This is a genomic window from Mesorhizobium sp. P2_E6, assembly GCF_056403835.1.
Genome location: NZ_JBFUEQ010000004.1, coordinates 320,533 through 333,960, shown reverse-complemented (window position 1 = coordinate 333,960; position 13,428 = coordinate 320,533). Strand labels below are relative to the sequence as shown.

Here is a 13,428-nt window from a genome sequence, read left to right as displayed (position 1 = left end):
TTGAGCCCATGATCCAGATCGACATGGAAATCAAAGCCTTTGTCTCCGCTTGGAGACACTGCGATTATGTCTCGACATACATGGCCCGGATGATCAGTCAAAATAGATCAGACTCGGTCCGGCATTCAAATCTCTTTTCCTCGGCCTTCAACGAGCTGCTGGAAATTGCCTTTCGCACGCGCCATACCGACGGCGAGTTGGCATGCAGGGTGTCTCGCCATGGCGCCACGGACAGGATCGAGCTGACATTCCCATGCGTGCCAGGGGAGCGCCAATTCTACGAAGAAGCCATGTCGCAAGTCGCGGGATTCGAGGCCAGGGAGCGATACCTCAACTCGGTGTCTGGCGATATCGCGCCAAGCCGGGAGGTCGTACTTCTGGAACTGGCTGTCGACTACAACGCCACACTCAGGGTCGAGGAAGCCGATGGTGATGCAATCAGGCTTGTCGTGGATCTTCCGCTCGAAGGCCTGCACAATTGAGCCCTTACGACCTTCCCCCACGCTTCAAGGCGCAATACGACGCGAACAATCAGGAGTTCTCCATATCGGGCGTGGTCCGGCCTCAGGCGGTCGATGAGCTTGGGCCCAGCATCGCGTTGCTTCGCGATGCGATCAGTCGTGTGCGGGGCGTTCTCTACGTCAATGTCAGACGCCTGACGCAGATGAACAACGCCGCGTTTCACGCCTTTTCGCAGATCCTCCTTGACGCCTGTCGGGCTCGACCCGATCTCAAATTCGTCGTCATCACGTCAAGCGTGGTCGGTTGGACCTCGCGAAAATTCGGTCGCTTGAGCGGGATCGAACCGAACATCACGGTCGAGGAGTATGACAGCAAATTCTATCCTGGGCAGGGCTTCCTCGAGGAAGGCGGGTTCGTTCCGATCCTGCGCACACAAACAAAGATGACCTGGCGCCACGAGCGCGCAATCTTGCCGCGACACGGCATGAGGCCCGGGATCGTCATGGCCGACATCTGTTGCGGGATCGGTGATTTCGCCTTGCTGGTGCAGAAGGAGTTCCAGCCATCGCGGATCGTCGCCCTCGACCACTCCATGTCAAGCCTCAGCTATGCTCGACGCGTGATGCGGGAGTTCGATATCCGGGGCGTGGAATATACCTATGGCGATGCGTCGGAGATGCTGCTTGACGAAGCGCAGTTTGACTTGGTCACCTGCCGGCATTCCCTTCAAATCTTCAATCGACCTGAACTCATCCTCAAGGAGCTCTACCGCATATGCAAGCCGGGCGGGCGGGTCTATATCACCAACGAGAAGAACTCGCATTGCCTCGGCGAGCCGCGCGCCGAGAGCATTCGTTGGACCTACAACGAGGTGGCGAAGCTGTTCGGGCATTTCGAGATGGACGTCGAGCTTGGGCCCAAGAGCCGGCGATACCTGATCGAAGCTGGATTCGAAGATATACGTGTCGAGACCTTCATGGTCACTAACCTGGACGGTGATCCGCAGGACTTCGCCGATGTCATTGTAGCCTGGGCGGATGTCTATGCGGGCGAGATGGCGACCAGACGCGGCGACGGACCAGAGTTCGTCGCACAGTTCCGGCAGGGCTTCCAGGACCACATTTTCGCTGCGCTCCACCCCAAGGGTTACGCCGGTTGGCCGATTTGGGTCGCATCGGGGCGACGGCCGCAATGAACGCCCACGATGAGCCCACACCGCGCTTCGGCCTGCGCTCCTTTCGAGCGAAATTCGTATTGGTCGTTGGCGGCGCCGTACTGTTCGACCTCCTGCTGAGCGGTGGTCTGGCGCTTTGGAACGTTCAGAAGCTGTCGCGCGATGCCACATCGGAAGTCGGCGAGGGCCTGACGACCGCAAACCAGGAATACATTCGTTCCTATGCCCAATCGACGGCGTTGAGCGTCGACCTGCTGCTCGACCGCGTTCATGGCGACGTCAAGGCGCTGGCCGGCGTGCTGCAGGCCCAGATCGACGATCCGAGCAGGCAGCAACAGGTCGGAGCGACTCTTTCGCATGAGGCGCCCGGCTCCGTGAAGGTCGTCTACGACGCGCGGGGCGATTGGGCGCAGAATCTGCCGGGCGCGCCTTCGGTGGTAAGCGTCTGGGGCTACCTGCTGGGTGCCGACCACACCCCGCTGTCGAGCGTTCAGAAGGAAATAGAAGACAGTACCGTGATCGATCTCGTCGCGCCGACTCTCATGGCCAGCGGGTCGTCCAAATTGCAGATGTACTATATTGGCCCAAAGGAAAGGCCGATCTTCAGGACGGTTCCGTATACGGACCAGGCACAGACCTTCGACAAGCTCTATCCCGGCCACAACAAGGCGGAGTTCTGGGAGTTCTTTTTTCCGGGTATCTATGGTTCATGGCAGCAATGGGCCGGGAATCCGGCCTCTCGTCCCGTCCCTGACGACATTACCCAGACAGCGCCTTACACCGATGCAATCACGGGAAAGCTGATCGTCAGCTTTTTCCATCCGCTGTGGACGCGCGATCGCACCGGCATCGCCGGTACTGCGGGGGCAGACATCACTCTCGACCAGCTCGCGCAAGTCGTCGAACGTGTGAAGATCGCTGAAACCGGGTTCGGCTTCCTTACGATGTCGACTGGCAACGTGGTGGCGATCAATCCGTCGGGCCAGGCTATCATCGGCCTGACTTCATCGAGCGATGCGGGCACGCAAGGCGTCACTGGCCTGGAGAGGTCCCTGCGGGGAAGTGTGCAGCCGGCAATCGCGTCGCTGCCTCTCGACCAGAACAATGACGGCGTCATTCAACATATCATGCTCGACAATAAAGGCGAGCGCGTACCCTACATCGTTGTCCTCAAGAGATTGAAGCCAACCAATCTGTGGAGTTCGGGACCGATCAAGTCCGAAACGATGTCGGTCGGGATCGTCGTTCCCGAACGGGAGATCTATGCGTCCCTGTTCGCCGCGCAACAGAGTATTTCGCGGGCAACCAATCGTATCCTGCTCTTTCAGATCGGCGCGATCATCGTTTCGCTTCTGATTGTTTTCGCGGCGGTGCTCGGAATTTCGAAGCGCATCACCGCGGGCCTCAGGGCGCTCGCCAGCGCCGCCCAGCGGCTCCAGTCCAAAGACTATTCAGTCCGCGTGAGCATTCCGACGCGCGACGAGGTTGGAGCGGCAGGGATCGCTTTCAACCGGATGGCCGAGCAGATCAGCTTTCACACGGAAAACCTCGAGCAACTCGTCGACGACCGAACCAGGGAGCTCGGGGACGCAAACCAGGAAATATCCGCACTCAACGAAAAGTTGCGGGACGAGAACGTCCGCCTCGGTGCCGAGCTCGCAGTCGCCAGGCATATCCAGATGATGGTGCTGCCGAAGCCATTCGAACTCCGAGCGATTCCAGGGCTGGAGATCGCGGCCTACATGCGACCGGCCGACGAGGTCGGGGGTGACTATTACGACGTCCTGCAGAATGGATCACGGGTCAAGATCGGCATCGGCGACGTGACCGGCCATGGTCTCGAGAGCGGCGTGCTGATGCTGATGGTCCAATCCGTTGCGCGCGCGCTGCAGGAGACCAACGAAGCGGATCCACACCAGTTTCTGGATCGGCTGAACAGAGCGATCTATAAGAACATCGAGCGGACGAACACCGACAAGCATCTCTCGCTGGCCTTTCTTGATTTCGAGGATGAGCGGGTAACGCTATCGGGCCAGCATGAGGATGTTCTCGTTGTCCGTGCGGGTGGCGAAGTCGAACGCATCGATACGATAGATCTGGGTCTGCCGGTTGGTCTGGAGAAAGACATCTCGAAGTTCATTGCCACGCGGAACATCCTGTTTGGGAGTGGCGATGTGATCGTGCTGCACACTGACGGTGTGACCGAGGCGGAAGACCATGACAGAAAACTGTTTGGGTTCGAGCGCCTCTGCCAGAGCGCCCGAAAACGTCATGGCAGCAGCGCCGAGGAAATCAAAACCGGGATCATCGAGGATCTGATGGCCCATATCGGAATCCAGAAGATCCACGACGACATCACCCTCGTGATCATAAGGCACACATAGGATGACCACGCTGTTCGGCACCCCTGACCTTGCAATCGGAATGATGGAAAGCGTCAGCCGGGTGCGGCTGTTCGACGGACCTCTCGACTTGAGCTGGCGTCATTGCGCGACGACTTCGGACTTCATCGCCGATCTTTTCGCATTGCGCTTTCAGTCGTCCCGCAATGACTACAGGGAAGTGCGGCACAGCATCGGATACCTGGCCAACGAGCTCATCGAAAATGCTGTCAAGTTTCGCGCACCGGGTGAAATCGTAATCGAGGCGTCGATGGATTCGGAGTGCTTCAAGCTCAAGGTGTCGAATGACCTCGATGGTGAAGACGCGTCCGAGTTCCAAAGTCTCCTGGCGGACATCACGGTTGGGGACCCCAGAGACCTGCTGATACAGCGAATTGAAGCGAATGCTGCCAACCCCGACGTGACAGGCTCCGGACTCGGATTGCTGACGTTGATGAGCGACTATGGCGCACGCCTGGCCTGGATATTCAGCTCCGTCGACGAAACCGATCGGATTTGCCTGGAGACATATGCCTCCATTCCGATCTCGCAAACTCACAACTAGGTCACGAAGCAAGGCCATGGAAATCAAGACAGACGACTACCGCGTGTGGATCGAAGGAAGCGAAATTTTCTTCGACGGCGCCATGCGGCTTGCAAGTTCCGAAGCCGGTGCGCCTGTCACGGCTTTGGCGACCAGTGTTCTTGCCGCAAATCCCCCGTCCATTACGCTCAACTTGAAGGACCTCCACTTTCTCAACTCTTCCGGCATCAACCTGCTGGCGAAATTTACCATCGAGGTGCGCAAGCATCCCGAAGTTCGGCTCGTCGTGCGTGGAACGCCCGACATACCCTGGCAATCGAAATCATTGCCGAACCTCAAGAAGCTGCATCCCGCCCTGGTCCTTTTGATGGACTAAACCAGGGTCGCCCGAAATTTGACAGGGGACTGCGTGGGTTGGCTGCAATCCTGGATAGGACAGGCCAGTCGGTGATGGTGCAAGAGCGCCGCACCGCGTGCGATATGTACGCCAGGATAAATTTTTGGATGCGAAGCTAACGACAATCCGGCCCCGTGCGCAGATGCTGGCAATGCTCGGCGGGGGCTCGGCACAGGCGGCAGGCGTCCAGGTTGGGAGGATGTCGGGCTGCCTGTGCCGATCAGCCGCCGTTGCTCGGTCAAAGGTGGCGTCATTGAGTAAGCGTGCCAAGGTCATCGGCGGCCGGCTGGAATTTATTCCGCCGCAGATCCCGACTCTGGTCGAGCGGCCGCCCGAAGGTGAGGGATGGGTCCACGAGGTCAAGCTTGACGGGTACCGAACGCAGATCATCATCGATAAAGGCGGCGTGCGTCTCTACAGCAAGAACGGCCGAGACTGGACCACGAAATACTGGCCCATCGCGCTGGCCGCCGAGCTGCCATGCCGGTCTGCCATTATCGACGGCGAGGTCATTGTGCCGGGCGAGCAGGGCGCTTCCGATTGCCCTGCGCTGGAAGCGGCTATCTGGAACGAACCGAGCCGGCTGGTGTTCGTCGCGTTCGACATCCTCCATCTCAACGGTCGCAATCTAACGTCCTTGCCCCTGCTGCAGCGCAAGCAGGCGCTGTGGCAACTGGTCGAGCACGGTCTCGGCAAGATCCAGTACAGCGAGCATTTCGAGGGCAATGCGCTGGCGATCTTCCGCGCCATCGACAAGCTTGAGATCATCATCTCGAAGCGCACCGACAGCCGCTACAGGAGCGGACCGTCGAACACATGGCTGAAGGCCAAATATTTCGAGGAGGCCGGTTCCTGAATTGGGCCCAAAGCCACTGCGCACTTTTAGGTGACATAAGTTAGAACATGCCGAGGTCGTTGCTCGGCCGCTCGTCTTCCACCAGATACTTTCGTCAACTCCATCTAGCCGCGGTAGCGCAAGGCATCGACCAGCAGCGAGAAGGCCGGCGTCGCCTGTCGCCGGCTGGGGTAATAGAGGTGGTAGCCGGGGAAGGGCGGGCACCAGTCGGCCAGCACCCGCACCAGTCGGCCGTCGGCCAGATCGGTCGTCACCTGGTCCTCGGGCAAATAGGCAAGACCCAAGCCGGCAAGCACGGCATTCAACCGCAGCGCGGCAGTGTTGAACACCAGCTGGCCCTCGACCCGCACCTTCAGTTCGCGATCCGCCTTCTCGAATTCCCAGGCATAGAGCCCGCCATAGGTCGGTAGCCGCAGATTGATGCAATTGTGGGTGGTCAGGTCCTGCGGCGCGCGCGGCTTTGGCCGGGCGGCGAAGTAGGCCGGCGCGCCGACCACCGCCATGCGCATGTCGGGGCCGATGCGCACCGCGATCATGTCGCGCGCCACCTGTTCGCCAAGCCGCACGCCGGCGTCGTAGCGCTCGGCGACGATGTCGGTCAGGCCGTAATCGACGATGATCTCGATCCTGATGTCGGGATAGTCGGGCAGCAGCCTGGCGATCGCCGGCCACAGGACCGCATCGGCGGCGTGCTCGCCGGAGGTGATGCGGATGGTGCCGGCGGGCTTTTCGCGCAATGCGCTCAAGGCGGCGAGTTCCATCTCGATCTCGTCGAGCCTCGGCCCGATGCTGCGAGCCAGGCGCTCGCCCGCCTCGGTCGGCGATACGCTGCGCGTTGTGCGGGTCAGGAGCCGCACGCCCAGCCGCTCCTCCAGCGCCCGCAATGTGTGGCTGAGCGCCGATTGCGAGACGCCCAGCCTGGCTGCCGCTCGGGTGAAGCTCCGCTCACGCGCGACGGCGAGGAAGGCGGTCAGCTCGTTCAGATTGTCGCGCGGCATTCATGAGCCCTTCTCATAAGTACATGCCGGATATAGCAGCTAATCGCGATCAATCGCAGGCCTTAAATAGGCATCATCGCAATCGGGCGGCCCAAAGGCGGCGGCTCCGAGGCCGGCGGCCGTGTCTGGCGCCGCGTCGAGAAGGGATAAAACCCATGGATATCAATCGAAGCGGCTCTCAAGCCTCGGGCAAGGGGCCGGGCGACTGGTTCACCGGCACGGTGCGCATCGATCCGCTGTTTCAAGCCATCGCGCCGGCGCGTGCGGCCGGCAACGCCGTTACCTTCGAGCCCGGCGCGCGCACCGCCTGGCACACCCATCCGCTCGGCCAGACGCTGATCGTCACCGCCGGCTGCGGCCGCGTGCAGCGCGAGGGCAGCCCGGTCGAAGACATCCGGCCGGGCGACGTTGTTCGCTTCGAGCCGGGCGAGAAGCACTGGCATGGCGCGGCACCGACCACAGCCATGACCCACATCGCCGTCCAGGAAGCGCTGGACGGCAAGGCCGTCGACTGGATGGAGCACGTCGGCGACGCGCAGTATGGTAGGTGACAAATGACGTGGCCGAAGGACGAACTCGGCAGGATCGCCGCGACCGACGATCTGCACATCGCGCCGCTGCGCGATGATCGCGTGACCTTTGGCACGCCGACCTGGATCTGGTCGGTGGTGACCGAAGGCGAACTCTATGTGCGCGGCTACAACGGCCAGAAGTCGCGTTGGTACCAGGCTGCGATCAAGCAGAAGGCCGGTCGGATCACCGCCGCCGGCATGACCAGGGATGTCACCTTCGAAGCAGTCGAAGGGCCGGTCAACGACCGCATCGACGATGCCTACCGGGCGAAATATGCGGCGAGCCCATACCTCGCCCCGATGATCAGCGCGCGCGCCCGCGCCGCGACCGTCAGAATCCTAGCGAAGACATGAAGGAGAACTGAGATGCAAAAGCGCAAACTGGGCCAGGGTGGCCTCGAAGTCTCGGCCATCGGGCTGGGCTGCATGGGGATGAGCCATTCATACGGGCAACCGATGGACACGCCGGATGCTGTCCGCCTGATCCGCTCCGCGTTCGAGCGCGGCGTCACCTTCTTCGACACCGCGGAGGTCTATGGCCCGTTCAAGAACGAGGAGGTCGTCGGCGAGGCGCTGCAGCCGATCCGCGACCAGGTGGTGATTGCCACCAAGTTCGGCATCGACATTGCCGGTACAGCCGGACACGACGGCATGGACAGCCGGCCGGGGCATATTCGCGAGGTCGTCGAGGCGTCGCTAAAGCGGCTTAGGACCGACCATATCGACCTCCTCTACCAGCACCGCGTCGATCCGGTCGTGCCTATCGAAGAGGTGGCCGGCGCGGTGAAGGACTTGATCAGCCAAGGCAAGGTGAAGCATTTCGGCCTCTCGGAAGCGGGCGTGCGCACCATCCGTCGTGCGCATGCGGTGCAGCCGGTCACGGCATTGCAGAGCGAATACTCGCTGTGGTGGCGTGAACCCGAGGAGGCGATCCTGCCGGTCCTGGAAGAACTGGGGATCGGCTTCGTGCCCTTCAGCCCGCTGGGCAAGGGCTTCCTCACCGGCGCCATCGACGCCAGCACGACGTTCGACAGCAGCGACTTCCGAAACACGGTTCCGCGTTTTGCAGAGGAGGCCCGCAAGGCGAACCAGGCGCTGGTCGATGCGATCGTCAAGATCGCAGCCGGGAAGAAGGTGACCCCGGCACAGGTCGCGCTCGCCTGGTTGCTGGCTCGCAAGCCATGGATCGTCCCGATCCCCGGCACCACGAAGCTCAATCGCCTCGAGGAGAACATCGGATCGGCCGCCGTTGTGCTCAGCGTGGACGATCTTCGCGACATCGAGAACGCGGTCTCGGCGATTGCCGTGCAGGGAGAGCGCTATTCACCACAACAAGCGGCGAGGATCGATCGCTGAAGCGGAAGGAAAATCCCATGACAGAGAACATCAAGGGCAAGGTGGTAGTCATCACCGGCGCCAGCAGCGGGCTCGGTGAGGCCGCCGCGCGGCTTCTGGCCAAGGAGGGCGCAAAGCTGGTGCTGGGCGCACGACGCCTCGACCGGCTCGAGGCGCTGGCGGCAGGGCTGTTGCTGGGCAAAGACGCCATCCTGGCGACCGACGTCACCGATGTCGGCCAGGTCCGGCGGCTTGTCGACCATGCGGTCGAAACTCATGGCCGCGTCGACGTCATCGTCAACAATGCCGGCCTGATGCCGCACTCGCCGCTGGAACGCGGCAAGGTCGAGGACTGGGACCGGATGATCGACGTCAACATCAAGGGCGTGCTCTACGGCATAGCCGCGGCGCTCCCCCACATGAAGACGCAGAAGAGCGGCCATATCATCAACGTCTCGTCGGTCGCCGGCCACAAGGTGGGGCCGGGCGGCGCTGTCTATTCCGCGACCAAGCACGCGGTGCGCATCATCTCGGAGGGCCTGCGGCAGGAGGTAAAACCCTACAACATCCGCACCACCATCATCTCGCCGGGTGCCGTGGCGACCGAATTGCCCGACAGCGTCACCGAACCCGATGTCGCCGAAGGCGTGCGCGCACTCTACGACCGGGTGGCCATCCCTGCCGATTCCTTCGCCAGGACAGTGGTGTTCGCCATGAGCCAGCCGGACGAGGTCGACATCAACGAGATCCTGTTCCGGCCGACGGCGCAGGAGTATTGAAGGCGCAGTGCCTCAGCTTGAAATATGGCTTTGCGCGAACTCGCGTCTTGCAGCCGTGAAGACCTCGCGGGCGGCGTCCGCATTCATGACTGCGATTGCGAGGCCAACGATGATATCTGGCCAGGCTGAGTTCCACACGAAGGCCGTGACCAGGCCGGCAGCAATGATCGAGACATTCGCCAGGACATCGTTGCGGGCCGACAGGAAGGCCGCATGGGTAAGACTGCCGCTGTGATGGCGATAGCGAGCGAGCAAGAGCGCGCATGTCAGGTTGACGAGGATCGCGCCGGCCGCGGTAAGCGTCAGCGGAACGGGCGCTGGCGGGATTGGAACGTTGAATTTCTCCCAAGCGGTCCAAAGGGTCGCCAAAGCCGGGATCAGAAGTACGCCCGCCAGCGCCATCCCGAGCCGCGCTCGATTGCGGATAGTCCAGCCCAGCGCGACCATGATCAGCAGGTTGACGGATGCGTCCTCCAGAAAATCGATGCTGTCCGCGAACAGCGATACCGATCTGATCCAAACGGCCACGGCAAACTCGATGCCGAAATAGCCAAGGTTCAGGATGGCGACCATCCGCACCGCTTTGCTCAGCGTCCCCGTCATCCCTTGTCCATCGATCAATTGCCGTTGCCGCAAGGCATACAGGGATTCCATGACGTGAGACATTGCCGATTGAGCGGCCGTCTTGACAGCGGCGCGCTTCCTGCTCCAGCTTGACCCCCATGTTCGTCTTTGCGCCCGCCAACACCAAGCGACGCCGCCCCTGCACAGTGCGGAGCGGCAAGCTGATTGCGCGACGACAAAGACCGGCACGATAGATCCGGTTCGTTCGTTTCCAGCCCGCCCGCGACATCCGCCGGCGGGTTTTTTCATGCCCTGGAGCATTTTCATGACCATCAATTCTTCCATCCGGCTTCGGCCGGCCGAGCCGGCGGACGCCACCGCGATCAGGGATATCGTGCGCGCCGCCTATGCCAAATGGGTGCCGGTGATCGGCCGCGAGCCGCTGCCGATGCGCGCCGATTACGACAAGGCCGTCGCCGAGCATCCGTTCGATCTTGCCGTCGAGGAGGACGGCATTGTCGGGATGATCGAAACGATCCTGGCCGACGACCATCTCTGGATCGAGAATGTCTGCGTCGCACCGCGGGCGCAGGGCAGGGGCATCGGCCGGCTTTTGCTGGAGCATGCCGAGCGGAGGGCGACTGAAGCCGGCCGCCCCGCGCTTCGCCTGCTGACCAACGGCGCCTTCGAGGCCAACGTGTCGCTCTACAAAAAGCATGGCTACACAATCGACCGGGAGGAGCCGTTCATGAACGGGGTGACGGTCTATATGAGCAAGAAACTGGCAGGCTGATGTGGGTGGCCAGTACACGGCTCAAAGGTAGCGCCCTGTGGCGTCCCCTCTGTCCTGCCGGACATCTCCCCCTCAAGGGGGGAGATCGGCCGCCACCACACGGCCTTTGCTAATCGCGGATGTCGCAGGAAGAGCGCCGGCGCCCAAGCTGCCAATCTCCCTCCTTGTGGGGGAGATGTCCGGCAGGACAGAGGGGGGCGCGAAGGAACTCGACGGCGGTTCTTCACCGCTTCCGCTAAAGCGTAACTGGCATATTGCACACGGCTGGCTCAATCACTTGGCTCTTGCGTTTGACAGCGGCGTTTGTGCATCGTTATCTCCAGCCACATATGACGGCCGGCAAAGCCATGCGGCGCACCCCAAGGAGAAAACCATGTCACACAATCTGCAGTTCTATATCGATGGCGCGTGGGTCGATCCTGTTGTGCCCAACACATTCGACGTCATCGATCCGTCGAATGAGGATGCCTTCGCGCAGATCTCGCTCGGCTCCAAGGCCGATGTCGACAAGGCGGTGGCCGCCGCCAAGCGCGCCTTCACCACCTTTGGCTTCACCGAAGTCGGCGAGCGGCTCGAACTCTTGAACCGCATCATCGAGGTCTACAAGAAACGCAGCGCCGATCTGGCGCTCGCCGTATCGCGCGAAATGGGTGCGCCGCGCCAGTTCGCGCTCGACAGCCAGGTCGGCGTCGGCCTCGCGCATCTGCAGAAGATGGCCGACGTGCTGAAGAGCTTCGAGTTCCGCCATGTCAAGGGCAGCTCGCTGGTGGTCAAGGAGCCGATCGGCGTCGTCGGCCTGATCACGCCGTGGAACTGGCCGCTCAACCAGATCACCTGCAAGGTCGGTCCCGCCCTTGCCGCCGGCTGCACCATGGTGCTGAAGCCGTCCGAGATCGCGCCGCTCGACGGCATCATCTTCGCCGAAATCCTGGACGAGGCCGGCGTGCCGAAGGGCGTCTTCAACCTCGTCAATGGCGACGGACCGGGCGTTGGCCAGGCGCTGTCCAGCCACCCCGACATCGACATGATGTCGTTCACCGGTTCGACCCGCGCCGGCATCCTGGTGGCCAAGGCCGCCGCCGATACGGTCAAGCGCGTGCATCAGGAGCTCGGCGGCAAGTCGGCCAACATCCTGTTTGGCGATGTCGACCTCGCGAAGGCCGTCACCAAGGGCGTCGCCGGCTGCTTCGGCAACAGCGGCCAGTCCTGCAATGCGCCGACGCGCATGTTCGTGCCGCGCGACCGCCATGACGAGGCCGCCGGCTATGCCAAGGCCGCGGCGGAAAAGTTCACAGTCGGCCCGGCGGATGCGGCCGGCACCAAGCTCGGCCCGGTCGTCAGCCAGGTCCAGTTCGACAAGATCCAGGAGCTGATCCAGAGCGGCATCGAAGAAGGTGCCACGCTGGTCGCCGGCGGCCCGGGCCGTCCGGCCGAACTCAACCGCGGCTACTACGTCCAGCCGACCGTGTTCGCCGATGTCACCCACGACATGCGGATCGCGCGCGAGGAGGTCTTCGGACCGGTGCTGGCGATCATGCCCTATGACAGCGTCGAGGAGGTGATCGAAACCGCCAACGATACGGTCTACGGCCTTGCCTCCTACATCCAGGCCAAGGACATGCAGAAAGCGCGCGAAGTGGCGGCGCGCATGCGCACAGGCAATGTCTACATCAACTATCCGACCTGGGACGCCGGCCTGCCGTTCGGCGGCTACAAGCAGTCGGGCAACGGCCGCGAATATGCCGAATACGGTCTTGAGGATTTCCTCGAGATCAAGGGCATCGCCGGCTACGAGGCGGCGGAATAGGCACGACGCAGTTCCGGGCCGGCGGCAATGCCGGCCCGCCCTGCAATTCAGGGGCGCGGTCCGCACAGTTGGCCGCGCATGCTTCGCTGCGCATGACCCCGGCAATGGCCGCCCGCGTTACCAGCAAGCTTGGAAGGTCAGCGACTTCGTTGCGCTTGTCGAGGCGAAAGAAGCTGAGAAACCGACCGTTCGCGGCCCGTATCGGAAGGTGACGATTGATTGGTTTCAGCTAGCCCACCTTGGATGAGTGTCAGGACTTCACGAAGGGACTGTTGAGGAAGTAACCTGAAAAACTCTGGGCGAAGACCGTCACCGCGTCTTGCTGCAATTTCATGGAACGACAACATTCCAAACATCGGTAATTCTCCCGTGGTATGTCGGGAGTCTGGCCGTTTGGCATTAGTGCCGCCACCCGTTTCCTGTCGAACTCTCCTATAAGCTTAGAGCAAAGCATGGGAGGGATCGACATGGACGATCTTTGCGAGAAGATGGACGCCGTTGCGCCGAAGCCGGGCAAACGCGGTCCCTACAAGAAACAGTAAGATCGTCCATGGCAGATCGAGATCGTTGGATAATTCACATCAAAGAGCTTCGCTCTAGGCACGGCGTAAGCCTCCTCGAAGCGGAGCGCATTGCCTTGTCATATCCTGACTGGCGACGTTGGGTCGAACGCCAAATAAACACGGATGAGCGCTGTCGCAAGTTCGCACGCACTCACATGGCAGCCAATCGTCAAGCCTCGCTAATCTACAAAGATGGCAGTATA

14 protein-coding genes are annotated in these 13,428 nt (G+C 61.7%); 12 read left to right on the top strand and 2 right to left on the bottom strand.

Annotation, left to right across the window (positions count from 1 at the left end; genetic code table 11):
* Window positions 1-8 precede the first annotated feature (8 nt).
* From AC1D08_RS12370 to AC1D08_RS12345, 6 genes are all read left to right on the top strand, one after another.
* Entirely contained in the window at window positions 9-482 is a 474-nt protein-coding gene (locus AC1D08_RS12370) for a ubiquinone biosynthesis methyltransferase UbiE (protein WP_457155392.1), read from the top strand.
* Window positions 479-1,657: a methyltransferase domain-containing protein gene (locus tag AC1D08_RS12365; RefSeq protein WP_477423202.1), complete on the top strand. Its 1,179-nt coding sequence runs from the start codon at window positions 479-481 to the stop codon at window positions 1,655-1,657. Before AC1D08_RS12370 ends, AC1D08_RS12365 begins: the two co-directional genes overlap by 4 nt.
* A complete protein-coding gene (locus AC1D08_RS12360; protein WP_477423200.1) occupies window positions 1,654-4,020 on the top strand; it encodes a SpoIIE family protein phosphatase in 2,367 nt (788 codons plus the stop codon). Before AC1D08_RS12365 ends, AC1D08_RS12360 begins: the two co-directional genes overlap by 4 nt.
* Window position 4,021: 1 nt before the next feature.
* On the top strand, window positions 4,022-4,582 hold the full coding sequence (locus AC1D08_RS12355) for a slr1658 superfamily regulator (protein WP_206073834.1): 561 nt from the start codon (window positions 4,022-4,024) through the stop codon (window positions 4,580-4,582).
* Window positions 4,583-4,598: 16 nt separating this feature from the next.
* A complete protein-coding gene (locus tag AC1D08_RS12350) occupies window positions 4,599-4,937 on the top strand; it encodes a slr1659 superfamily regulator (RefSeq protein ID WP_457153585.1) in 339 nt (112 codons plus the stop codon).
* 274 nt (window positions 4,938-5,211) lie between these two features.
* Window positions 5,212-5,814, top strand: coding sequence for an ATP-dependent DNA ligase (locus AC1D08_RS12345; RefSeq protein WP_457153584.1), 603 nt, complete (start codon window positions 5,212-5,214; stop codon window positions 5,812-5,814).
* Between the two features lie 104 nt (window positions 5,815-5,918).
* On the opposite strand, the gene AC1D08_RS12340 is transcribed toward AC1D08_RS12345, so the two are convergent.
* Window positions 5,919-6,812, bottom strand: a complete 894-nt coding sequence (locus AC1D08_RS12340) for a LysR family transcriptional regulator (protein ID WP_457153583.1) — start codon at window positions 6,810-6,812, stop codon at window positions 5,919-5,921.
* A 155-nt stretch (window positions 6,813-6,967) separates the two neighbouring features.
* Between AC1D08_RS12340 and AC1D08_RS12335 the strand changes: the two genes are divergently transcribed.
* From AC1D08_RS12335 to AC1D08_RS12320, 4 genes are read left to right on the top strand one after another with little or no spacing between them, the layout of a single operon-like run.
* The gene (locus AC1D08_RS12335) at window positions 6,968-7,363 is read left to right on the top strand and encodes a (R)-mandelonitrile lyase (RefSeq protein WP_457153582.1); all 396 of its coding nucleotides are present in this window, start codon (window positions 6,968-6,970) and stop codon (window positions 7,361-7,363) included.
* A 3-nt stretch (window positions 7,364-7,366) separates the two neighbouring features.
* A complete protein-coding gene (locus AC1D08_RS12330) occupies window positions 7,367-7,738 on the top strand; it encodes a DUF2255 family protein (protein ID WP_457153581.1) in 372 nt (123 codons plus the stop codon).
* Window positions 7,739-7,750: 12 nt separating this feature from the next.
* The gene (locus AC1D08_RS12325; protein ID WP_095091155.1) at window positions 7,751-8,740 is read left to right on the top strand and encodes an aldo/keto reductase; all 990 of its coding nucleotides are present in this window, start codon (window positions 7,751-7,753) and stop codon (window positions 8,738-8,740) included.
* Window positions 8,741-8,757: 17 nt separating this feature from the next.
* Window positions 8,758-9,498: an SDR family oxidoreductase gene (locus AC1D08_RS12320; protein ID WP_457153580.1), complete on the top strand. Its 741-nt coding sequence runs from the start codon at window positions 8,758-8,760 to the stop codon at window positions 9,496-9,498.
* 12 nt (window positions 9,499-9,510) lie between these two features.
* Here the strand turns inward: AC1D08_RS12320 and AC1D08_RS12315 are convergent, their stop codons facing one another.
* Window positions 9,511-10,101, bottom strand: a complete 591-nt coding sequence (locus tag AC1D08_RS12315; RefSeq protein WP_457153586.1) for a cation efflux transmembrane domain-containing protein — start codon at window positions 10,099-10,101, stop codon at window positions 9,511-9,513.
* Window positions 10,102-10,387: 286 nt separating this feature from the next.
* Between AC1D08_RS12315 and AC1D08_RS12310 the strand changes: the two genes are divergently transcribed.
* Both AC1D08_RS12310 and AC1D08_RS12305 read left to right on the top strand, forming a co-directional pair.
* A complete protein-coding gene (locus AC1D08_RS12310; RefSeq protein WP_457153579.1) occupies window positions 10,388-10,855 on the top strand; it encodes a GNAT family N-acetyltransferase in 468 nt (155 codons plus the stop codon).
* A gap of 373 nt (window positions 10,856-11,228) precedes the next feature.
* Window positions 11,229-12,662, top strand: a complete 1,434-nt coding sequence (locus AC1D08_RS12305) for an aldehyde dehydrogenase family protein (protein WP_457155023.1) — start codon at window positions 11,229-11,231, stop codon at window positions 12,660-12,662.
* Window positions 12,663-13,428: the final 766 nt, after the last annotated feature.

Bases quoted from the DNA above. Each gene is read 5' to 3' on its own strand.
- AC1D08_RS12370 (WP_457155392.1), top strand. From the start codon at position 9: ATGATCCAGATCGACATGGAAATCAAAGCCTTTGTCTCCGCTTGGAGA.
- AC1D08_RS12360 (WP_477423200.1), top strand. From the start codon at position 1,654: ATGAACGCCCACGATGAGCCCACACCGCGCTTCGGCCTGCGCTCCTTT.
- AC1D08_RS12355 (WP_206073834.1), top strand. From the start codon at position 4,022: ATGACCACGCTGTTCGGCACCCCTGACCTTGCAATCGGAATGATGGAA.
- AC1D08_RS12350 (WP_457153585.1), top strand. From the start codon at position 4,599: ATGGAAATCAAGACAGACGACTACCGCGTGTGGATCGAAGGAAGCGAA.
- AC1D08_RS12340 (WP_457153583.1), bottom strand. From the start codon at position 6,812: ATGCCGCGCGACAATCTGAACGAGCTGACCGCCTTCCTCGCCGTCGCG.
- AC1D08_RS12335 (WP_457153582.1), top strand. From the start codon at position 6,968: ATGGATATCAATCGAAGCGGCTCTCAAGCCTCGGGCAAGGGGCCGGGC.
- AC1D08_RS12330 (WP_457153581.1), top strand. From the start codon at position 7,367: ATGACGTGGCCGAAGGACGAACTCGGCAGGATCGCCGCGACCGACGAT.
- AC1D08_RS12325 (WP_095091155.1), top strand. From the start codon at position 7,751: ATGCAAAAGCGCAAACTGGGCCAGGGTGGCCTCGAAGTCTCGGCCATC.
- AC1D08_RS12320 (WP_457153580.1), top strand. From the start codon at position 8,758: ATGACAGAGAACATCAAGGGCAAGGTGGTAGTCATCACCGGCGCCAGC.
- AC1D08_RS12315 (WP_457153586.1), bottom strand. From the start codon at position 10,101: ATGACGGGGACGCTGAGCAAAGCGGTGCGGATGGTCGCCATCCTGAAC.
- AC1D08_RS12310 (WP_457153579.1), top strand. From the start codon at position 10,388: ATGACCATCAATTCTTCCATCCGGCTTCGGCCGGCCGAGCCGGCGGAC.
- AC1D08_RS12305 (WP_457155023.1), top strand. From the start codon at position 11,229: ATGTCACACAATCTGCAGTTCTATATCGATGGCGCGTGGGTCGATCCT.